25 protein-coding genes and 1 riboswitch are annotated in these 20,467 nt (G+C 65.0%); of the genes, 14 read left to right on the top strand and 11 right to left on the bottom strand.

The genetic code is table 11. The features are described from left to right. The first annotated feature begins 80 nt into the window (after nucleotides 1–80). A complete protein-coding gene (locus NG898_RS23285; RefSeq protein WP_252694637.1) occupies nucleotides 81–566 on the top strand; it encodes a winged helix-turn-helix transcriptional regulator in 486 nt (161 codons plus the stop codon). A 31-nt stretch (nucleotides 567–597) separates the two neighbouring features. Here NG898_RS23285 and NG898_RS23280 read toward each other — a convergent pair whose 3' ends face one another. From NG898_RS23280 to NG898_RS23265, 4 genes are all read right to left on the bottom strand, one after another. Then, complete coding sequence (locus NG898_RS23280) at nucleotides 598–1,473, bottom strand: DUF72 domain-containing protein (RefSeq protein WP_252694636.1); 876 nt, start codon at nucleotides 1,471–1,473, stop codon at nucleotides 598–600. After that, nucleotides 1,470–2,393 (bottom strand): SIR2 family protein, encoded by a 924-nt coding sequence (locus tag NG898_RS23275; RefSeq protein WP_252694635.1) that lies wholly within the window; start codon nucleotides 2,391–2,393, stop codon nucleotides 1,470–1,472. Before NG898_RS23275 ends, NG898_RS23280 begins: the two co-directional genes overlap by 4 nt. A 5-nt stretch (nucleotides 2,394–2,398) precedes the next feature. Then, entirely contained in the window at nucleotides 2,399–2,557 is a 159-nt protein-coding gene (locus NG898_RS23270) for a hypothetical protein (RefSeq protein WP_252694634.1), read from the bottom strand. 143 nt (nucleotides 2,558–2,700) lie between these two features. Then, nucleotides 2,701–3,636, bottom strand: a complete 936-nt coding sequence (locus NG898_RS23265; protein ID WP_252694633.1) for a GlxA family transcriptional regulator — start codon at nucleotides 3,634–3,636, stop codon at nucleotides 2,701–2,703. 100 nt (nucleotides 3,637–3,736) lie between these two features. On the opposite strand from NG898_RS23265, the gene NG898_RS23260 reads away from it, so the two are divergent. Next, nucleotides 3,737–4,423 (top strand): DJ-1/PfpI family protein, encoded by a 687-nt coding sequence (locus NG898_RS23260; protein WP_252694632.1) that lies wholly within the window; start codon nucleotides 3,737–3,739, stop codon nucleotides 4,421–4,423. Nucleotides 4,424–4,506: 83 nt separating this feature from the next. Next, nucleotides 4,507–5,298, top strand: coding sequence for a 5'-methylthioadenosine/adenosylhomocysteine nucleosidase (locus tag NG898_RS23255; RefSeq protein WP_252694631.1), 792 nt, complete (start codon nucleotides 4,507–4,509; stop codon nucleotides 5,296–5,298). Between the two features lie 5 nt (nucleotides 5,299–5,303). On the opposite strand, the gene NG898_RS23250 is transcribed toward NG898_RS23255, so the two are convergent. Beyond that, a complete protein-coding gene (locus NG898_RS23250) occupies nucleotides 5,304–5,759 on the bottom strand; it encodes a lysozyme inhibitor LprI family protein (protein WP_252694630.1) in 456 nt (151 codons plus the stop codon). A gap of 75 nt (nucleotides 5,760–5,834) precedes the next feature. Beyond that, on the bottom strand, nucleotides 5,835–6,437 hold the full coding sequence (locus NG898_RS23245) for a DJ-1/PfpI family protein (protein ID WP_252694629.1): 603 nt from the start codon (nucleotides 6,435–6,437) through the stop codon (nucleotides 5,835–5,837). Nucleotides 6,438–6,522: 85 nt separating this feature from the next. Between NG898_RS23245 and NG898_RS23240 the strand changes: the two genes are divergently transcribed. Both NG898_RS23240 and NG898_RS23235 read left to right on the top strand, forming a co-directional pair. Beyond that, nucleotides 6,523–7,860 carry an aminotransferase-like domain-containing protein gene (locus NG898_RS23240; RefSeq protein ID WP_252694628.1) on the top strand — a complete coding sequence of 446 codons (1,338 nt, stop codon included), beginning with the start codon at nucleotides 6,523–6,525 and terminating at the stop codon, nucleotides 7,858–7,860. A gap of 79 nt (nucleotides 7,861–7,939) precedes the next feature. After that, nucleotides 7,940–8,800, top strand: a complete 861-nt coding sequence (locus NG898_RS23235) for a c-type cytochrome (RefSeq protein WP_252694627.1) — start codon at nucleotides 7,940–7,942, stop codon at nucleotides 8,798–8,800. Between the two features lie 16 nt (nucleotides 8,801–8,816). Here NG898_RS23235 and NG898_RS23230 read toward each other — a convergent pair whose 3' ends face one another. Continuing rightward, on the bottom strand, nucleotides 8,817–9,326 hold the full coding sequence (locus NG898_RS23230) for a DUF1697 domain-containing protein (RefSeq protein ID WP_252694626.1): 510 nt from the start codon (nucleotides 9,324–9,326) through the stop codon (nucleotides 8,817–8,819). 199 nt (nucleotides 9,327–9,525) lie between these two features. On the opposite strand from NG898_RS23230, the gene NG898_RS23225 reads away from it, so the two are divergent. After that, nucleotides 9,526–9,960 carry a hypothetical protein gene (locus tag NG898_RS23225; protein WP_045205440.1) on the top strand — a complete coding sequence of 145 codons (435 nt, stop codon included), beginning with the start codon at nucleotides 9,526–9,528 and terminating at the stop codon, nucleotides 9,958–9,960. A 186-nt stretch (nucleotides 9,961–10,146) separates the two neighbouring features. Next, entirely contained in the window at nucleotides 10,147–11,526 is a 1,380-nt protein-coding gene (locus NG898_RS23220; RefSeq protein WP_252694625.1) for an FAD-containing oxidoreductase, read from the top strand. Between the two features lie 75 nt (nucleotides 11,527–11,601). On the opposite strand, the gene NG898_RS23215 is transcribed toward NG898_RS23220, so the two are convergent. Continuing rightward, nucleotides 11,602–12,684 carry a calcium:cation antiporter gene (locus NG898_RS23215; RefSeq protein WP_252694624.1) on the bottom strand — a complete coding sequence of 361 codons (1,083 nt, stop codon included), beginning with the start codon at nucleotides 12,682–12,684 and terminating at the stop codon, nucleotides 11,602–11,604. Between the two features lie 122 nt (nucleotides 12,685–12,806). Further along, nucleotides 12,807–13,661, bottom strand: a complete 855-nt coding sequence (locus NG898_RS23210) for a spherulation-specific family 4 protein (RefSeq protein ID WP_252694623.1) — start codon at nucleotides 13,659–13,661, stop codon at nucleotides 12,807–12,809. Nucleotides 13,662–13,723: 62 nt separating this feature from the next. Beyond that, nucleotides 13,724–13,804: riboswitch (cyclic di-GMP riboswitch) on the bottom strand. 314 nt (nucleotides 13,805–14,118) lie between these two features. On the opposite strand from NG898_RS23210, the gene NG898_RS23205 reads away from it, so the two are divergent. Both NG898_RS23205 and NG898_RS23200 read left to right on the top strand, forming a co-directional pair. Next, nucleotides 14,119–14,574 (top strand): hypothetical protein, encoded by a 456-nt coding sequence (locus NG898_RS23205; RefSeq protein ID WP_252694622.1) that lies wholly within the window; start codon nucleotides 14,119–14,121, stop codon nucleotides 14,572–14,574. 126 nt (nucleotides 14,575–14,700) lie between these two features. Next, on the top strand, nucleotides 14,701–15,339 hold the full coding sequence (locus NG898_RS23200; protein WP_252694621.1) for a LysE family translocator: 639 nt from the start codon (nucleotides 14,701–14,703) through the stop codon (nucleotides 15,337–15,339). A 33-nt stretch (nucleotides 15,340–15,372) separates the two neighbouring features. On the opposite strand, the gene NG898_RS23195 is transcribed toward NG898_RS23200, so the two are convergent. Next, nucleotides 15,373–16,266: a LysR family transcriptional regulator gene (locus NG898_RS23195; RefSeq protein ID WP_252694620.1), complete on the bottom strand. Its 894-nt coding sequence runs from the start codon at nucleotides 16,264–16,266 to the stop codon at nucleotides 15,373–15,375. Nucleotides 16,267–16,352: 86 nt separating this feature from the next. Here NG898_RS23195 and NG898_RS23190 point away from each other — a divergent pair, with 86 nt between their 5' ends. The 5 genes from NG898_RS23190 to NG898_RS23170 all read left to right on the top strand — a co-directional run bounded on the left by NG898_RS23190 (nucleotide 16,353) and on the right by NG898_RS23170 (nucleotide 19,740). Beyond that, nucleotides 16,353–17,129 carry an NAD(P)H-dependent oxidoreductase gene (locus NG898_RS23190; RefSeq protein ID WP_252694619.1) on the top strand — a complete coding sequence of 259 codons (777 nt, stop codon included), beginning with the start codon at nucleotides 16,353–16,355 and terminating at the stop codon, nucleotides 17,127–17,129. Between the two features lie 110 nt (nucleotides 17,130–17,239). After that, nucleotides 17,240–18,022, top strand: a complete 783-nt coding sequence (locus NG898_RS23185; protein ID WP_252694618.1) for a sulfite exporter TauE/SafE family protein — start codon at nucleotides 17,240–17,242, stop codon at nucleotides 18,020–18,022. Nucleotides 18,023–18,055: 33 nt separating this feature from the next. Beyond that, nucleotides 18,056–18,451, top strand: a complete 396-nt coding sequence (locus tag NG898_RS23180; protein WP_092974884.1) for a carboxymuconolactone decarboxylase family protein — start codon at nucleotides 18,056–18,058, stop codon at nucleotides 18,449–18,451. 134 nt (nucleotides 18,452–18,585) lie between these two features. Then, nucleotides 18,586–18,918: a hypothetical protein gene (locus NG898_RS23175; protein ID WP_252694617.1), complete on the top strand. Its 333-nt coding sequence runs from the start codon at nucleotides 18,586–18,588 to the stop codon at nucleotides 18,916–18,918. Nucleotides 18,919–18,930: 12 nt separating this feature from the next. Continuing rightward, entirely contained in the window at nucleotides 18,931–19,740 is an 810-nt protein-coding gene (locus NG898_RS23170; protein ID WP_252694616.1) for an alpha/beta fold hydrolase, read from the top strand. Nucleotides 19,741–19,879: 139 nt separating this feature from the next. On the opposite strand, the gene NG898_RS23165 is transcribed toward NG898_RS23170, so the two are convergent. Next, on the bottom strand, nucleotides 19,880–20,383 hold the full coding sequence (locus NG898_RS23165; RefSeq protein WP_092974893.1) for an acyl-CoA thioesterase: 504 nt from the start codon (nucleotides 20,381–20,383) through the stop codon (nucleotides 19,880–19,882). Nucleotides 20,384–20,467: the final 84 nt, after the last annotated feature.

Raw genomic sequence — 20,467 nt, 5'->3', positions numbered from 1 at the left:
AAACCGTTGCGTTGTAGCAGTTGAGGTTTTATATTGCAACCACATTGAATGTGAGGGCGCGCCCGCAACGCGCGATACAGATGGTCAAACGTACGAGCCACGCGGATTCTCTTTGCGGCGTCGCCAGGCCGCTGGACGCCATTGGCGACTGGTGGTCGCTATTGATCGTGCGCGATGCGTTTGATGGCGTGCGCCGCTTTGGCGAGTTTCAGCGCAGTCTCGGGCTGTCGAAGAACATCCTGGCGGTGCGGCTGCGCAACCTCGTTGCGCACGACATTCTCGAAACGGTGCCAGCGGCTGACGGGAGTGCGTATCAGGACTACGTGCTGACCGAGAAAGGGCGCGCGCTGTTTCCGCTGCTGGTGGCGCTGCGGCAATGGGGCGAAGCGTTTTGCTTTGCGCCCGATGAGGCGCACGTTGTGCTGGTTGAGAAGGCAACGGGTAAGCCGGTGCCGCGACTTGAACTCCGCGCGCAGGACGGACGCGCGCTGGCTCCGGAAGATACGGCGGTCGTCCACCCCACGGCCGTCAAGGAGACGAAGCGCCAGCGGGCGAAAGCGGGCTGAACGCATTGGCGCTCAGGGGCGCGCCGCAGTCTTACTTGGCAGGACGCAGCCGTTCGAGCAAGCGCCGCGCATCGGAAGGCGCTTCGACCTTTTTATCGTTATCAAAGTAGCAATAGACGTCACGTCCGCTGCGCCGCAGTTTGGCGGGTGCGCCAGCGCGTTGTGCATCGGGCGGCTCGCTGCCTGCAGCCCATTGGCGGATGCGATCGGCCCAGTGATCGAGCGCGGCATCGGCATAGGCGCCGCTGTAGAGCGCATCGGCGCCGTGCAGGCGGAGGTAGACGAAATCGCTCGTCACGTCTTCAAGGTACGGCCAGTCTGCAATGGCATGCGAGACCACCAGCGCGGCCCGATGCCTGCGCAGGAGCGCTGCAAACTCCGGCGTGCAGAAGCTCTCGTGGCGCACTTCCACCGCGTGGCGGAGCGTCTTTTGGTCGCGTGTGGCAAACCATGGCGCCTTGACGCGCGCATCGTGCTGACGGGCCAACGCACGCGCAGCTGTCGTGTCGCGCGGCAGCAGAGACAGGAAGCGCTCGAACCGCTCTGCATCGAACCGGAAGTTGGATGGAAACTGCCACAGGAACGGCCCGAGCTTGCGCCGCAGGGCCAGCACTCCCGAAGCAAAGAAGTTGGCCAGCGCCGGCACCGCCGTCTCGTCACGAAACCGCAGCATGTGGGTCAAGTAGCGCGGCCCCTTGACCGCAAAAACAAAACCGTCGGGCGCGGTGTCATGCCAAGCCTGCCAGCTCGTGATCGATTGCAGCGAGTAGTGCGACCCATTGATCTCGATGGTGTCGAATTGGCGCGACGCATATTCCAGCTCGCGGCGCTGCGCGAGGTCTTCCGGATAGAACACGCCGCGCCACCCTTCGTAGCGCCAACCGGAGATGCCGACATGGATCGTCATCGCTTGGCCCCGTGCCGGCGATGGCCGTGGATGGTCTTGCGCTCGCCCTCGACCGCCGTGCCGAGTGCGCGGACAGCCGCAAGCAGCGCCGGATGGTCTGCCGCCTGCGCCTGATAGCGAAGCACGTGCAGATTGAGCGCGTCTTCCAGCACGGCGGTGGTGACGTCGGAGAACGTGTCGGCGGCGGTCACGAAGTAATGGCGTTCGGCCCCGGGGTGTTCGGCGCCATAGGCTTCGAGCAGCGCGCGCATGTCGGAGTCGTCAATGCCGCAGCCGACAAAGAGAAAGGTGTGCGTGCGCAGCAGTGCCTCGACCAGATCGTAGAAGGCGCGGTAGCGCGCTCGCGCCTGTACGTAGTCGCAGCGCGAGAAGATGAGCGAGGCTGGGTGGCTCATCGAGCCGTGCGTCTTGATGATCAGGTTGCAGTCTTCACGCACGCGCGCCGCCACCGCAGGGTTGCTGTAGTCGCACACCTCCACCGGCGCTCTGCCGTGTGAATGGGCCCGCGATTCATATAGCGTGTCGAAGTTGGGTGTGAGCGTGATGCGGAAATCGAGTGCGAGCAATGCGTCGTGGATGGGTGCCGCTTCAAAGCGCGGCGCGACCAGCTCACGGCGCAACAGCGCGGTCAGCCGACGCTGGCCCAGGACGCGGCGCACGATTTCTGCGGCGGTCAGTACGTCGCCGCGCGCGACAAAGGCGCGAACTTCTTCCGACAGTTGAGGTGCGTTGGGGGCGATGGCGTCGGCGGCCAGGCACAGCAGTTCAGCCCAGGTGGGCGGGTGCCGCGTGCCATCGGCCGAACTGGCGTTGGCCGAAATGCCCGACCCGAAGAAGAGCATCGCACGGCGCCGGGCGATGTCTTCCACCAGACGCGGCGGCCATTCGATCAGGGATGCGGGCCGGCCTTTGCGCGCCATGCGCCTCACTGATGCGGCGCATTCACCTGCGCTTGCACGTGCACCAGGCCGGTTTGCGGTGCCAGCAGGCCCAACGGCTCGTCCGTCAGATCGCGGGCAAGCGAATAGGCTGTGATGACGGCCAGCGTCACCCCGACGACGGCCAACATTTCCCGAGTGTCCATACGCGTCTCCTCCTTCGCTCGTTGCGTTCCGTGTGTCCGATTTGCGCGCCCCTTTTTTGTGGAAGCTGGGCGGCGCCGGAGCTCGGACGCAAAGTTTGGGCCTGAGGAAGGCGAATGGCGCAGTGGCGCGGGTTTAAATGAAATTAGCGTGCGCGCAATGAAGACGGAGGCACGCCCAACAGGCGTTGAAAACTGCGCCGCATGCGTTCGGTATCGCCAAAACCGCACTCGGTGGCCACACGCTGCATGGAGACGGCACCGCTTTCCAGCGCGGCGCGGGCTGCCTCCACGCGCAATTTTTCCACGGCCTTTGCAGGCGTGAGACCCGTTTCGACCTGGAACGCGCGTGCGAAATGGCGGGGGCTCATGCAGGCGTGCTCGGCCAGATCGCCCACGCGATGCGGTGCACTCAGGTTGCGGCGCACATGATCCAGCAGCGGTTTGAAGCGGCCACGTGCCGAATCCATCTCATTCAGCGCTGAAAACTGCGACTGCCCGCCGGGCCGCCGGTAGTACACGACAAGCTGCCGCGCCACGGCGCGGGCCAGGCGGTCGCCCAGGTCTTCTGCGATTAGGGCAAGCGCCAAGTCAATGCCGGCGCTGATGCCGGCGCTGGTCCAGATCGGGCCGTCGTTCACGTAGATATGGTCGGGTTCGAGCTGCACCTGCGGGAAGGTGCGCGCGAACTGCTCGCTGCGGCTCCAGTGGGTGGTGGCGCGCCGGCCGTTCAACAAGCCCGTGGCGGCCAGCAGCAGGCTGCCCGAACACACGCTGGTCACGCGTGCGCCGCGCGCTGCGCAGCGCTGCACAAAGCGGCGCGTGCGCGCATCGGCCATGGCGGCATCCACGCCGTCGCCGCCGGCTATGAGCAACGTGTCGACTTGGTTGGCCGGGGGCAAGGCCTCGGCATCCCAGCGGGCACCGGAGGAGCTGCGGACGAGGCCGGCCTGGGCGGCAATCGTGCGCAGCGCGTAGTGATCGTCCCGGTACCGGCTGGCCACTTCAAATGCCGCCACCGGCCCGGCGGCGTCGAGCAGTTGGAAGTCCGGAAAGATCAGCACAGCGATGCAGTGGGCCATGGCAGAAAAAGTGGGAGACTGGTCATTGCTGCCAACACGATAGAGCGCGATCCTGTGAAGCGTCAACCCACCACCGCATCACTCTCAGGAGAGCCGAGCCATGACGACTTCCCCGTTCATCGTTGTCTTTGCGCTGTACAACCGTGTCACCCAGCTCGATTTCACTGGCCCGCACGAAGTGTTCTGGCGGCTGCCCGGCGCGCAATGCGTGGTCGCCTCGGCGGGCGGTGGAGAGATCCATGCCGATGGCGGCCTCACTATCTCGAACGTGCAGCGGCTGGCGGATATTCCGCATGCTGACCTGATCTGCGTGCCCGGCGGTTTTGGCGTGATTGAAGCCATGGAAGACGCCGAGTTCGTGCGCGAAGTCCGGCGCCTTGCCGACGGCGCGCGCTATGTCACGTCCGTCTGCAGCGGCTCGCTCGTGCTGGGCGCGGCCGGGTTGCTGCAGGGCAAGCGCGCGGGCTGCCACTGGGCCTGGCGCAACCTGCTGCCCGCGTTTGGCGCCACGGTGGACGAGGCCCGCGTGGTGCGTGACGGCAACCTCATCACCGGCGGCGGCGTGACCGCCGGCATCGACATGGCGCTGACGGTCATGGCAGACATTGCCGGTGTCGAGCATGCGCAGGCCGTGCAGCTCGGTATCGAATACGCGCCCGCGCCGCCGTTCGATTGCGGCCGCCCCGAGCGCGCGGCACCGGAGATTCTCGAAGCGGTGACCTCGCGGCTGGATCGTTTGCGAGCCGATCGCCACGACGCCGTGCAACGCGCGGCGCAGCGTCTCTGAGCGACGGTGCCGGCGGGTGCCGGATTGCGGCGACAATGGCGTCTTTCGATGTATCTGCGCCCCAAGCCGGCGCCGCATCCTGCATGAACACTCCGTCTTCCCAGCCCGACGCCCGTGGCCCGATCGGCATCGTCGCTGCCCTGCATGAAGAGATCAACGAACTGCTGACGTGCCTGTCCGGCGCGCAGTGCGTCCACATCGGCAGCCGTGATTTCTGGACGGGCGAGTTGGACGGCCATGCGGTCGTTGTGGTGCTGTCGCGCGTTGGCAAGGTGGCAGCGGCATCCACCACCGCCGTGCTGATCACTCAGTTCAACGTACGCGCCGTGGTGTTTGCCGGTGTGGCCGGCGCCTTGGCACCGGGCGTGGCCGTGGGCGACGTGGTGGTGTCGGAAGAGCTGCTGCAGCACGATGTCGACGCCTCGCCGCTGTTCCCGCGCTGGGAGATTCCGCTGACCGGCATGGCGCGTTTTCCTGCCGATGTGTCGCTCGCCAGCGGGCTGCTGGAAAGCGCTGGCGCCGTGCTGGCCGACCCGCACGCGCTGCTGGGGCCGGATGTCATGCGGGCCTTCGGGATTGCGGCGCCGCAGGTGCATCGCGGCCTCATCGTCAGCGGGGACCGCTTTGTCTGCACTTCGGCAGAAAGCGCGGTGCTGCGTACGGCCTTGCCGGATGCTCTGGCCGTCGAGATGGAAGGCGCCGCGGTGGCGCAGGTGTGCCACGAGTGGGGCGTGCCGTTTGCCGCCATCCGCACGATTTCCGACCGCGCCGATGACGCGGCCAGCGTGGACTTCGCCCAGTTCATCGCGCAGGTGGATTCACGCTACGGCGTGGCCATCCTGCGCACATGGCTGTCGGCGACGCCAGACGCCTGAATGGCTTACTGGCCCTTCGCGGCCACGTACTTGTCGAGTGCGTTGGCGCGCTCGCTCAGGCGGAAGACTTCGTTTTCCAGGCGCTGCAGATCGTCGAGTTTGTCCTTGCCGTAGATGGCGGTCTCAAGGGCTGCAGTCCTGCTGTGGAAGTCCTGCCACGCCTGCTCTGAGCTTGCCAGTGCGTCTTTCGCCTTGCCGTTCAATTTGCTCGAGAGCGTTTGGTAAGCGCGGTTCAGGCGCTCGTCCTGCGCGGTCTTTTCTGCGGAGAGACATGCGCCGATTGCGTCCGGATTGTCCGGTGCCTTGTCGACGCAGGCATAGAGCCTCGTGGAAATGCCCTGCGGTGCGCGGCGCTTGACGCCGTTGGCCAGGCTTTCGGCTGCGAACGCCCCGGTGCTGTGTGCCAGCAGCGCAACGGCAATGGAAAGGGATAGCGTCTTCAGTGTCGTCAGCGTGTTCAAGAAGTGACTCCTGATCGCGTGTCTGCGATGCGTGAAGGGGCCGTCCAGTCTATCGGCTGGCCAACGCACCCGCGATCAGCCAGGCAGGTGAGGCTGCAGGTTGCGCAGGGCGTTTTCCACGTAGGCTTCTTTCTCGCCGACGGGGGCGACGTAGTGCAGCGCTTCGGCAGCGGCCTCCACGCCTTCTGTGCGCGCAATCACCCATGCCGCCAGGTACGGCGAAGCAAAGCACCCGCCCGCCGTCGCCACATTGCCGTTGGCGTAGAACGGCTGGTTCAGCACTTCCACGCCGGCTTCCTGCACCCAGGGCTTGGTGGTCAGGTCTGTGCAGGCTGGCACGTTGCCGAGCAGCCCCAGCTTGGCCAATACCAACGTGCCCGAGCACTGCGCCCCAATCAACTGACGTGATGGGTCGAGCGCCAGCCGCGCCATCAAAGCCGGATCGGCTACCACGTCGCGCGTGCGGATGCCACTGCCGACGAGCACGGCATCTGCGGTGCGTGCGTCTTCCAGCATCGATTGCGCATGCATCGTCACGCCGTTCATCGAAGTGACTTCGGTATGCGGGCAACACAGGCTCACGCGCCAGTCCGGTTTTTTGATGCGGTGAAGCACGCCAAAAGCGATAAGCGAATCCAGTTCGTTGAACCCATCGAAGGTGAGGATGGCGATGTGCATGATCGTGTGCTGTCGCGTTGGGAAAGATCGCATGCTAGGGGCACAGGGCAATACAATCAAAAAATTGTCCTTAGTACACCCAGACATGACCCAAGCCCGCTACCAGCCGCTCGTTGACGAACTGGCCGCGCAGATCAGCAGCGGCCGTCTGCCGCCCGGCACACGCCTGCCCACGCACCGGCAACTGGCCCAGCGCCACGGCGTTGCGCTGGTCACGGCCACGCGCGTGTATGCCGAGCTTGAAGCGATGGGTTTGGTGAGCGGCGAAGTGGGGCGCGGCACCTTCGTGCGCGAGAACACGTTGCCGCGCGGCCTCGGTATCGACCAGCAAGCCGTGGCCGCCGGCGTGGTGGATTTGAACTTCAACTATCCGTCGCTGCCCGGACAGGCCCGGCTGCTGAGCCGTGCGCTGCGCAAGCTGGCCGGCGGCGGCGATCTGGATGCGCTGTTGCGCTACGCGCCGCATGGAGGCCGCGCGCATGAACGCGCTTGCGTGGCGCGCCACCTGGCACAGCGTGGCTTGCCCGTCGCGCCGGACAACGTCCTCGTGGTCGACGGCGCGCAGCACGGCCTGGCCGTGACCGCCATGGCACTGCTCAAGCCCGGCGATGTGGTTGCGGTGGACGCGTTGACGTATCCCGGTTTCAAGGTCATCGCCGAGATGCTGCATCTGGAACTGGCGCCGCTGCCCGCAGCCGGGCTCGGCCTGGATCTGGATGCTTTGGAGCGGCTTTGCGCACGGCGCCGTGTGCGCGCCGTCTACGTCATGCCGACGCTGCACAACCCGCTTGGCTGGGTAAGTGGCATTGGCTGGCGGCGCCAACTGGCGGCCATCGTGCGCCGCCACGGCCTCATCGCCATGGAAGACGCGGCCTACGCCTTTCTCGAAGACAATCCGCCCGTGCCGCTGGCCGCGCTGGCGCCGGAATCGACGGTCTACGTCTCGGGCCTGTCGAAAAGCGTTGCCACCGGCCTGCGTTTCGGCTTCGTTGCCGCGCCGGCTGCGTGGGTGCCGCAACTGGAACGCGCTATTCGCGCCACGACCTGGAATACGCCGGCCATCATCACCAGCCTTGCATGCGCATGGCTGGACGACGGCACGGTCCACCGCCTGGAAGCCGAAAAGCGGCGCGATGCGGCAGCACGCCAGGCGATTGCCCGCAAAGCGCTGGCTGGGTTGACGCTGGTCACGCATCCTGCGTCGTATTTTGTCTGGCTTGCGCTGCCGCCCGAGGTGCGTGCCGACCGCGTGGCCGTGGCGCTGCAGGAGGATGGCATCTCCGTGTCCACCGCAGAGCCGTTTGCGACGTCAAAGCAGGTACCGCATGCGCTGCGGCTGGCGTTGGGCTCCGTCGCGCTTGAGCGGCTCGATGCCGCGTTGCAGACCGTCAGGCATCGAGTGGAAGCACAGTTGTATCGGTAACGAAAACCGTGCCAAACCTCGTGCGCTTGCCTACACTCTCGTCGCAACGAAATGCCCCAATTTGCCCACAGGAGACCTCATGAAGAACTGGCTTGCAACGATGGCCGGATGGGCGCTCTGCGCATGCGCAGCGTTCAGCAGTGGCGCCCATGCGGCTGACGCCCCGGATGACGGCACGACGCTGACCGTCAACATCGGCACGCAGCACCGCACGTTGTCGCGCGATGCATTGCTGCACGATCCGCACGTGACGAGCGTGACCGTGGAAGACCAGAACCTGAAGAGCCGCCTGACCTTCAAGGCAATCCCGGTGACGGAGCTGTTCCGCGGACAGGCGGTCAGCCCGGATGCCAGCGCCACCACCGCCGCCAGCGACGGCTACGTATCACACCTGCCGATGCGCCTGCTGCTGGGCGACCGCGCCGATGGCCCGCGCGCCTGGCTGGCCGTGGAAGACCCCGCCGCACCGTGGCCCACGCTCAAGGGTCAGGACATTGGCCCGTTCCGCCTGATCTGGACCGCGCCGCCGGCCAAGGCATCGGTGGTGAACGAAAGCCTGTGGACTTACAGCATCGTGCGCATCGATATTGCCGCGCTGCCCGGCGAGCGCTTTGCGGCCATCCGCCCTGCGGCGGGGCTGCCGGCTGATGGCCCCGTCATGCGCGGTTTCGCCACGTTCCAGCGCGTCTGCTTTTCGTGCCACACGCTCAACCGCGCGGGAGATGCCAACCTTGGCCCCGACCTGAACGTGCCGTACAGCCCGGTCGAATACCTGGGCGACGAGAAACTGCGCCACCTGATCCGCGATCCGCAATCCCTGCGCTGGTGGCCCAACGCCCGCATGTCGGCCATCGACGAGAAAACGCTGTCCGATGCGCAACTCAACGATCTGCTGGCGTACTTGCACCACATGACCAAGCGCAAGTCGGCGGCGCAATGATCTGCGCTTAGCGCCGCTATTCGGTCGCCCAGTCGACCAGCGTGGCGATGGTGTTCATGTTGCGGGCCGTCCCCGTTTTGGCGGCGGGAATTTTCAGTTTGGAATTGGCCATCCCTTCACCGTAGTGCACGTAGATTTCGCGCGTGCCCAAGGCCATCTCTTCCGTCCGGCAGCCGGTGGCGGCGGCCAAGGCATCGGCGGGCGCCGGCGTATCCAGGAAAATCGCGACCGTCCGGTTGGGCGCAGCCGTCTTGAATGGATTGCCTTCCAGCACCGCTGCCAGCTCCGCGCCCGTGCGCACGAGCACGCCCACGGGTTTGCCGGCGTAGTTCTCCAGGCAGCGTTCCAGCTTCGCCTTGACGGTTGCTTCCGCCAGCCGGCTCTGAAAGACCACATTGCCGCTCGCAATGTAGGTGCGTACGCCGGTCAGGCCGATCGATTCGCACATCGCGCGCAGTTCGGCCATGGGCAGTTTGCCGGTGCCGCCGACGTTTACGGCGCGCAGGAAGGCGATGTAGCTGGGCATGGGTTCTCCTGTTCGGTCTGGCTTATCAATGGCTTAGGGGGATGCTTGGACTAGCAACATTCTGTTACGAGATTGACGAATGTGTTTAACCCGTCCCGTTGCGCGACTTGTATTCTGCGCCCCGAACTCATCGAGCCCGGATCGGCCCTCAGTGCTGATTTGAGTGCCGCATCCTGCATTTGCGCATAAGGAGAACACCATGTTGAAGAAAATTGCACCGGCCCTGATTGTGGCAACGCTTGCCGGCCTGACGGCCTTGCCCGCTGCGGCGGACGACTTGCGCAATGCGCTGGGTGGCGCGCTGGGTGGCGCGGGCGGGGCGGCCGTGGGCGGCGCGCTGGGCGGTCCGACCGGCTCCGTCATCGGCGGTGCTGTGGGCGGCGGTGCCGGCGGCGCATTGACGGCCAACGGCCGCGAGCGCAAGGGCGCCATCGTGGGCGGTGCGCTGGGCGGCGGTGTGGGCGCAGCTGCGGGCAATGCCATGGGCGGCCGTACGGGCGGCATCGTGGGCGCGGGCCTGGGCGGCGGCGCGGGTGCAGCCCTGGGTGGCAACGTACAGCGCAATTCGTATTCCGACCGCGACGACCGCGGCCGCGGCTACCGTCGCCACGGCAAGCACCATCACCACCATTGATCTGATGCGCCGTTGCGCTCGCCACTGAGCGCAACGGCCGCTTTCTTGCTTTCCTTCCGGCGACGACGCTGTCCGCGTGCGTCGCCCGGTGCGTCGGCAAAACCTGCCGCCGGACTCGCCGTTGCCACGTGGGCCGCCTACCATACCGAGACGGCCGCGATTGGCCCGCACACGAAGGAGAGCGCCATGACGCAACGCTTCGACGCCATCATCATCGGCACCGGTCAGGCCGGCCCGCCGCTGGCGGCGCGCCTGTCTGGCGCCGGCATGAAGGTGGCCATCATCGAGCGCGGCCGCTTTGGCGGCACGTGCGTCAACACCGGCTGTATTCCCACGAAAGCGATGGTGGCCAGCGCCTATGCAGCACGCATGGCGCAGCGTGCGGCTGAATACGGCGTCGTGATCAACGGCGGCGTCACCGTTGATATGCAGCGTATGAAGGCCCGCAAGGATGAAATTTCCGGCCGCTCCAACCATGGCGTCGAGCAATGGGTGCGCGGTCTGGAGCACTGCACCGTCTTTCAGGGCCACGCCCGTTTCGAGAGCGCGCACACCGTGCGCGTCGGCAACGAACTGCTTGAAGCCGAACACATCTTCGTCAACGTCGGCGGCCGGGCGTTGGTGCCGCCCATGCCGGGGCTCGATCAAGTGCCATTTCTCACCAACTCCACCATGATGGACGTGGATTTTCTGCCCGAGCACCTCGTCGTGATCGGCGGAAGTTACGTCGGGTTGGAGTTCGGCCAGATGTTTCGTCGCTTCGGTGCGCGCGTGACGATCGTCGAGAAAGGCCCGCGCCTGATCGCCCGCGAAGACGAAGACGTATCGCAGGCGGTGCGCGAGATTCTCGAAGCCGAGGGCATCGACGTGCAGGTCAACGCCGATTGCCTGAACGTGCGGCGCGATGGCGCCAACGTGGTGGTCGGTCTGGACTGCGGCAGCGGCGCGCGCGAGGTGTCGGGCTCGCATCTGCTGATGGCGGTCGGGCGGGTGCCCAATACCGATGATCTTGGACTCGACAAGGCCGGCGTGGAAATCGACAAGCGCGGCAATATCCGCGTTGACGAGCAGTTGCGCACCAACGTGCCTGGAATCTGGGCCATGGGCGATTGCAACGGCCGCGGCGCGTTCACGCACACGGCTTACAACGATTACGAGATCGTCGCGGCCAATCTGCTCGACGATGATCCGCGCAAGGTGTCGGACCGCATCCAGGCGTACGCCATGTACATCGACCCGCCGCTTGCGCGCGTCGGCATGTCGCTCTCGGAAGCGAAGCAATCGGGGCGCAAGCTGCTGGTCGGCAACCGCCCGATGACGCGCGTCGGCCGCGCGGTGGAGAAGGGCGAGAGCCAGGGTTTCATGCGCGTGGTGGTCGATGCGCAGACACACGAGATTCTGGGCGCGTCGATCCTGGGTGTGGGCGGTGACGAGGCGGTGCATTCGATCCTCGACGTGATGTATGCCAAGGCGCCGTACACGACCATCAGCCGCGCCATGCACATTCACCCGACGGTGTCGGAGCTGATTCCTACGTTGCTGCAAGGCATGGAGCCGGTGCAATAACGCCGGACATGGCGCCTAAAAAACAAGGGGCGCCCGGCGGCGCCCCAAACATCAACCCGCTACCGTGCGTGTTGCTCAGGGCACGATCGAGAGAAACAGATACGACGCAAAGATGGCCAGATGCACGACCCCTTGCAGGATGGTCGTGCGGCCCTTGCCGAGCGTGAGCGACGACACGATCAGCGTCAGGAACAGCAGGACCATTTCCTTCGGGCCCAGGCCCAGTTCGAGCGGGCGGCCGATCCAGATGAACACGGCCGCCACCGTCGGGATGGTCAGGCCGATACTCGCCAGCGCCGAGCCCAGTGCGAGGTTCAGGCTCGTCTGGATGCGGTCTGCATTGGCGGCGCGCAGGGCGGCCAGGCATTCCGGCAGCAGCACCAGAGCGGCGATGACGATGCCGACCGTCGCGGGCGGAGCGCCTGCATTCAGGATGGCCGCTTCCACCGAAGGCGACAGCACCTTGGCCAGACCCACGACGGCCACCAGCGATACCATCAGCAATACCGCGCTGAGCGCCGCGACGCGTGCGGGCGGCGGCGGTGCATGCACGTCTTCGTTGGCGCTGTCGACGAGAAAATAATCGCGGTGGCGAATGGTCTGCACGATGACGAAGCAGCCGTACAGCACCAGCGATGTCACCCCGGCGAAGGCCAGCTGCGACGAGGTCATGACAGGCCCCGGCGTGGAACTCGTGTAGTTGGGTAGCACCATGGTCAGCGTGACAAGCGCAGCGAGCACGGCGAGCGCTGCAGTGGCGCCTGGCGCCTGGAAAGCTTGCTCGCGGTGACGCAGGCCACCCACGAACAGGCACACGCCCACGATACCGTTGCAGATGAGCATGACCGCGGCAAACACGGTGTCGCGCGCCAATCCCGCTTTCTCTGGCCCGGAAGAGAGCATCACCGAGACGATCAGCGCGACTTCGATCACCGTCACGGCAATCGCCAGGACGAGCGTGCCGAACGGCTCGCCCACCTTGTGAGCGACGACTTCGGCGTGGTGGACGGCGGCAAAGACGGCGCCGGCCAGTGCAAGGGCCATCAGCGCGATCAGCCAGCCAGGGGGGGTCATGAACGAGCCGCCGACCAGCACCACCCACGCCAGCAGCGGGGCAGCGACGGTCCAGGGGGGCAGCTTGTTGGAAGAAAGGGCCACGGGGTTCTCCTTGTTGTTGCCTCAACGCCGGCGGGCGGCGAAGGGTGGATGCGATGTGGCCCGAATATAAAGCATGTGCGGAGCATCAGCCCGCACATGCGGCGTGCGTCACGCCAGCGCCGTCATGGGGCAATGGCAGTGGCGGACACCTCCTGGCTCCAGTAAGTCGGCAGCGCGCCGTACGGATTCGGCAACGTCTTGTTCGTGATGAATACGGTGGCAGCGCCCTTGCTCGATGCGTTGCGAACGAAAGTTTGCATCTGCGTGGCTGACGCAGCGTAGACGATGTGCGCAAACCGCGCGGTCGGATAGTTGGCCTGCCACGCCAGGGGCGCATAGCTGGCGTAGTGCTTGGCGTTGTCTTCAAATACGACGAGCTGATCCGCCACCGGCAGGCTGGCATAGATCTCCGGCACATTGGTGCCGGGGTTGCCCGTGACCGTGTAGTTGGGCGATAGCCCCTTGATGTAGTTGTAGACCGATTGGTAGAACTGGATGTGCGCGGTTGTGCTGTCGGCGGTCATCTCGTCGATGAAGAAGCCGTCCACCTGATACAGCGCCTGGTAAGTGTTGATGTCCTGTACCACGGCTGACAACGACCGGTTTGTGTACGAGCTGGACACGTACCCGATCACCTTGCCGCCTGCAGCATGCACCTTGGCGACGGCGGCAACGTAGTTGGCATCCTGCGTCGTGCCCGGGCCGCTGTTCGGGTTGAGGATGACCGTGGTCGGTACCGACGTTGCCGCTGTGGCCAGCGCACTCCATTGCGTTGCGCCGGTGCCCGACGGATAGATGTAGGACGGCACCAGCAGCCCTTCAGCGCTGGCGTGCGATGCACCCATCAGCGCGCCCGACACCAAGGCGAAAGCCGCGCATGCGGCGCGTGCAAACCTGCGCTTTGCGTTGCCCATTTGCGATGCCACGGCCAGCGTGGCGAATGCGGGCGAACGCCCCCCCGTTTGTATCGTTTTCATTATGTGCCCCCGACCACGCAATTCGTTGCGTGTGTCATCAGGCCCGCCCCCGTTGCGGGTTGGCGGGCAACTGGCTGACTTCGTTCAGCGAAGTCCCTATAGCTTTGCGTCGCCGGATCACTCCGGTTTTGCCCAGACCTCTGGGTGTGAACCCATTGGGGGAAGACTCTACCGGGGCCGCGCCAGCGCGGCAAACGGAGATTGCGCAAACGCGCCGGCAGCTGCACGAAGCGTTGTCGGGACCCCACGTTGCGCGCTGCCATGGCAATCAACCATCGACGCCAATGAAGCGTGGCCGGCCTCGTCGGCATTCTTCCCATGCCGCGTTTCCCCTGACCTGCGCCAGAACCTCTGGTGCATTCCACCGCCGCAGACCCCGCCCGTATCGTCAGTCCACACAGCGCTACCGGTTGCCGCTGTGTTTTTTGTCCACGTATCTGACTGAGGAGAACCTGCAATGAACATCCGCTCGAATGTGCTTGTCATCCGTATCGTGCTGTTGGCGGTGGTGTCCCTGATCGCGTCGCTGGCGGCCACGGCCGCGTTGGCTGCGCCGCCCGCGACCGTCGCAACATGCGACGGCATCAAGGATGCGTACCCAATTCTCGGCACGCAGTGCGCCAATCAGTACGCCAAGATCAACCACGCGCCCGCCACAGCCGCTGAGCGGCGCGAGACGTACGCTGCACGGATCGCGGTTTTGGAGATATTCCGCAAGGCGCTCCTGTGCAATGGCATGTACAACGCATCGAAATCGGCGCAGCAGCGCTTTTCAAGCGGCGAGGCTGGCCACCTCCAGGCCCTGGCGCTCCTGAATGTGGCAATGACGGGTGCCGGCGACCCGAACGTGCCGGCGCTCTACACCGCCGCTGACCTGAATGACGTGTCGATCAACAAGCAGCAGTGCAAGTAAGGGCAGGGCGGGGTGGCGGCAGAGGTGCCGCCGCTGCCTTGCCACCGGGCCGACGCAGGAATCGTTGGCGTGGCAGAATCGCGGCCTGCATCTCTGAATGTCTGCGCCCACACAAGGAGACTCCTGATGACCGCATCTGCCGCCGTATTTGCCATTCTCGTTGCGCTGTTGCTGGGCGCCATGATTCCCGGGCCGAGTTTTGTGCTGGTGGCGCGCAATGCCATCGGGTTGTCGCGCCGCGACGGCCTGGCCACTGCACTTGGCATGGGCGCTGGCGCCCTGTTCTTCGGTGGCCTGGCCCTGGCAGGGCTTTACACGTTGCTGCAAGCCGTGGAGTGGCTCTACATCGGCCTCAAGGTTGCCGGTGGCGCATATTTGACCTACATGGCGTGGAAGATCTGGCGCGGCGCCAAGCTACCCATGGTGATGGACGATCGCCTGACGCAGCAGGCCGGCAGCGCGCGCAAGTCGTTCTGGACCGGCATCACCACGCAGATGAGCAATCCCAAGACGGCCATCTGGTACGGCAGTATCTTTGCCGCGCTGCTGCCGCAGCATCCGCCGGTGTGGTGCTACTTCGTGCTGCCGCCGCTGGTGTTCCTGGTCGAGTTCGGGTGGTACACCATCGTCGCGCTGTGCTTTTCGAGCCGTGTGCCGCGTGAGATGTACTTGCGTGCCAAGACCTGGGTCGATCGCGTGGCGGCCGTGGCGATCGGTGCGCTCGGACTGCGCCTGATCTTCACCGCGCCAAAGGTCGGGCTGTAGTCTTTTCCGCGATGGTGCTTTGGGGGCGGCTGGCTAGACCGCTCCCGCAATCACGTCTCGCAGCCACTGGTGCCCTGGGTCTCGATGCATGCGTTCATGCCACAGCATCGACATCTCATACCCGGGCACGTCCACCGGCGGTTCAACCACCTGTAGCGCACTGGCCCCACGCACCAGCCGCTCGGGCAGCATGGCGACCATGTCAGTGCTGGCCACCGCCGTCATCACAAAGAGGAAGTGCGGCACCGACAGCACCACGCGTCGCGTGGCACCGGCCGCCTTCAGGACTTCGTCTGTCACGCCGAAGAAGCCACCGCCATCGGGCGACACGATCACGTGATCCAGCGTGCAGAACTGCGCCAGCGTCGGCTTGCGCTTCAGGCGCGGGTGCCCAGCGCGACCGATCAACACATAGCGTTCAGTGAATAGCGCACGGCGGCGCAGGCCGGGTGGCGCGCCGTCTGTGGTGTGGAACGCGAGGTCGATCTCCCCTTGCTCGGCTTGCTTTTCGACGCGCGTGGGCACCAGCTCCAGCATGGCGAGCCGCGTGCCCGGCGCGCTTGTGCGCAGGGTGTTCAGCGCGGGCAGCGCGATGGTGGATTCGCCGTAATCCGTGGCGGCCACGCGCCACGTGTTGGTGGCTTGCTTCGGGGCGAATGGGCTGGCGGGCGCGACAGCCTGCTCCAGCGCTTGCAGCGCCAGCCGCAGCGGCTCGCGCAAGCTTTCCGCGCGGGCGGTTGGGCGCATGCCGCGCGGGCCAGGGAGCAGCAGCGGGTCGCCAAAGATGTCGCGCAACTTGGCCAGATGCACGCTCACGGAAGGCTGTGAGAAGTTCAGCCGCTCCGCTGCACGCGTGACGTTGTGCTCGGTCAGCAGCACATCGAGCGTCACCAGCAGGTTCAGGTCCAACCGCCTGAGATTATTCATGGCTATGCCTGGAATATTGATAATTCATTTCCAATATACCTGGGCGCCCCGCATTCTGGAGCCATTCCTTATTTGGAGTTGTCACCATGAATGTCCTGATCGTCTACGCCCATCCCGAACCCAAGTCGCTCAACGGCGCTCTCAAGGACTTTGCCGTCCAGCGTCTGGAAGGCGCCGGCCACGCCGTGCAGGTATCGGACTTGTACGCCATGCAGTGGAAGGCCTCGCTGGATGCAAACGACAGCGCCGTCGCGCCGGTCGGTCCGCATTTCCACCCGTCGTTGGATTCCAAGCACGCATTCGAGAACGGCCTGCAAGCCGCCGACATTGCTGCCGAACAGGCCAAGCTGCAATGGGCCGACGCCGTGATCCTGCAGTTTCCGCTGTGGTGGTTTTCGATGCCGGCCATCCTCAAGGGCTGGGTCGAGCGCGTCTATGCCTATGGCTTTGCCTATGGCGTTGGCGAGCACTCCGACTCCCACTGGGGTGACCGCTACGGCGAAGGTACGCTCGCGGGCAAGCGCGCCATGCTCATCGTCACCACGGGCGGTTGGGAATCACACTACAGCCCGCGCGGCATCAACGGCCCGATCGACGACATCTTGTTCCCGATCCAGCACGGCATCCTGTACTACCCCGGTTTTGATGTGGTGCCGCCATTCGTGAGCTACCGCACCGGCCGCATGGACGCGGCACGCTTTGCGCAGACCACCCAGGCGTTGGGCGAGCGGCTCGACACCTTGTTCACCTCAGCACCGATCCCGTTCCGCCAGCAGAATGCCGGTGAATACGAGATCCCGGCACTCACGCTGCGGGCCGAGATCGCTCCCGAAAAATCAGGCTTCGCTGCGCATCTCGCCTAGACCTTGCTCGGCACGGCAAGCGCTACAATTTCACATTCACTTCCGGCGGCGCGCTGTAGCAGATACAGCGCGCCGCCGCGTTTCTTTCTGCCCCTTCCATTCTTGTCGGCATGACGTCTCACGCGATTCTTACGGGCCTGATCAATTTGCTGCTCGGGATGGGTCTCGGCGTGGCAGGCGGTTTGCTCGGCATTGGCGGCGGGCTGATCGCCATTCCTGTGCTGGGCTATCTGTACGGGATGGACCAGCACCTGGCGCAGGGCACCGCGCTGGTGATGATTGCGCCCAACGTGCTGATCGGCTTCTGGCGGTATCACCAGCGGCATCCGGTGCATCTGCGTTCCGTCGCGCTGATCTGCGTGTTCTCGATGGCGGCCACCTACGTTTCCGCGCGCTTTGCAGCAGGGCTGGACGCTCACCTGCTGCATACGGCGTTTGCGGTATTTCTGATCGTGCTGGCGGTGTACTTTGCCTCGCAGCTCAAAGAGAAGCCGAATACCGCTGATGCCGCGCATGCTGCTCCACATGCCATGCCGGCCGCCGCGCTGCCGTTGATGGGCATCGCCAGCGGCGCGATGTCGGGCATTTTCACGGTGGGCGGCGGGTTGGTGGTGGTGCCGGCGCTGGTGACGTTCTTCGGCATGCAGCAGACACGCGCCCAGGGCATGGCGCTCGCGCTGGTGGTGCCAGGCTCGCTGATCGCACTTGCCACGTATGCGCATGCCGGCCACGTGGATTGGGGAACGGGTATTCCGCTGGCGGCCGGCGGTATTGTCAGCGTGTCGTGGGGTGTGGCCTTGGCGTATCGGTTTTCAGCGCGGCGTTTGCGGCTGGCGTTCTGCGCGGTGCTGCTGGGTACGGCGCTGATGATGTTCCTGGTCAAGCCAGGCTGATCGACGTGATTTTTCAAAACGGAGGAAGGCATCGTGTCGGAACAAGACAAGCAGGCCGGGCGTGCACGCCGCGCGCAGGTGATGGGCGATGCATTTGTTGAACGTGCGATGAGCGGGTTGGACGCCTTCTCGGCACCGCTGCAGGATTGGCTCAACGAACACGCCTGGGGCAGCACGTGGCAGCGGGACGGCATCGACCTCAAGACGCGCAGCCTGTGCACCTGCGCGATGCTCGCTGCGCTGGGCCGCAGCACTGAACTGAAGGGCCATGTGCGCGGCGCCATCAACAACGGTGCAACGGCGGTGGAGATCCGCGAAGTGCTGCTGCATAGCGCTATCTATGCCGGTGCGCCGGCTGCCATCGAGGCGTTTCGTTCGGCGCGTGAGGTGCTCAACGAACTCGGTATCGAGATCGGAGAGGCGCGCTAGTCCGGGCCGGGTTTGCGGCTAGTGTTAACGGCCTTAACACAAGTTGCGTGGCCGGGGCGGCTTCCCTATTCTCGCGGGATCATGCTGGTGGCGTAATCGCACGGCGCCAGCCAACCCATCCCTCGAAGCTTCCCATGTCTCAAGACCTCAAGACTCGCCTGGGCGGCGTGCTGGTGCTCGTCATTGGCGCGGTGATCGGCTGGTTCTTCATCCTCGCCCCGCTGCACGAGGCGCAGGCGGGCGCGCCCACGGTGCGGTACTCGCTCAAGGCGATGGTGCTGGTGCCGGCTTGCCTGGTTTTCGGGCTGGCGTTTCTGGTCGGCGGCGACAAGCTGGCCTACCGCGATGCCGAACGCAAGCGCCTGACGCCGCTGGGCTGGGTGCTTGTGGCCATCTTTGCCGCCGCCGCGGCGCTCTGCTACTGGTGGTTCAAGCAGCAGTTTGCGGCGCTTGGCTATGCAGGCTGATACCTGATCGACATGGACGCCTTCGACGACGATCTGACACGGTTTGCCGCCCAGGGCGCTGAACCGCTGCCGTCCGCCGTTGAGCACGGCCATGTCGAGCACGACGGTGCCCGCATCTGGTATGCGACCTTCGGTGCCGGCAGGCCTGTGATCCTGCTGCATGGCGGGCTCGGCCACAGCGGCAATTGGTGGTATCAGGTTCCGGCACTGACGAGTGCGGGCTACAGGCCCATCGTCATCGACAGCCGTGGGCACGGCCGCAGCACACGCGACGCACAGCCTTACGCCTACACGCGCATGGCATCCGACGTGCGGGCTGTCATGGATGCGCTGCACATCGACCGCGCGGCGTTCATCGGCTGGAGCGACGGCGCTTGCGTTGCGCTCACCCTGGCCATGCAGACGCCGGAACGCGCTGCGGGCGTGTTCTTCTTCGGTTGCAACATGGACCCAAGCGGCGCCAAGCCCTTTTTGCCTACGCCCGTCATCGATCGCTGTTTTGCGCGCCACCGAAAGGATTACACCGCGCTCTCATCCACGCCCGACGATTTCGATGCATTTGTCGCGGCCGTCACCGAAATGATGCAGACGCAGCCCAACGCAACAGCCGAAGAGCTGGCTGCGACCCGCGTGCCGGTGACGATCGCTCAGAGCGAACACGACGAGTTCATTCGGCCCGAGCACGCGCACTATCTGGCGCAGACCATTCCTGACGCGCAGTTTGTGTTGCTGCCGGGCGTGAGCCATTTCGCGCCATTGCAGCGACCGGCGTTGTTCAACGACGCCGTGCTCGCATTTCTGCACGCGCTTCCTCAGTCATAGGTTGCGTCGAGGCGGGGCGCGTTTGCGCAACACTGGCGCTGCGTTATCCACAGAAACGGTGGGTAAGCCTGTGGATAACGATGCGCGATCGCGATACCACGCGGTTTGCAGTACCTTGCTGACTGCGTAGGCAGGCAGTTCAGCTGCCCGAAGCCGGCGTGCTGTAGGTTGCCTTGATCGCTTTGTGTCGGGCTTCCATTTCCTGACGCAGCGCGCGGCGCTGCTGCGCGGCTTCGAAGCGTTCCTTTTCTTCGGTGTTGGCGGGCGCCAGCGGCGGCACGTCAGCCGGTTTGCCATCGTCGTCCACGGCCACCATCGTGAAATAGCAGCTGTTGGTATGGCGCACGACCTGGTTGCGGATGTTCTCCGTAACGACCTTGATACCGATTTCCATCGATGTGCGGCCGGTGTAGTTGACCGACGCGAGGAACGTCACCAGTTCACCCACGTGAATCGGCTGGCGAAACACCACTTGGTCCACCGACAGCGTCACGACATAGCGGCCGGCGTAGCGGCTCGCGCACGCATACGCAACCTGATCGAGAAACTTGAGGATGTGGCCGCCGTGCACGTTGCCGGAAAAATTGGCCATGTCAGGCGTCATCAGCACGGTCATGCTGAGCTGGTGGGATTGCGTATTCATGGGGGCGTTGAAGCTGGGATGATGGGAAAGCAGGGCGCGCAGAAATGGGTACGCAGCAGGCCGTCATTGTGCCGCGCTCAACTC

The sequence above is a fragment of the Ralstonia mojiangensis genome, from assembly GCF_023955645.1.
In the GTDB taxonomy this organism is placed as follows: domain Bacteria; phylum Pseudomonadota; class Gammaproteobacteria; order Burkholderiales; family Burkholderiaceae; genus Ralstonia; species Ralstonia mojiangensis.
The sequence above is the reverse complement of the archived record's forward strand: the minus strand, read 5'-3'. Positions and strand labels throughout refer to the sequence as shown.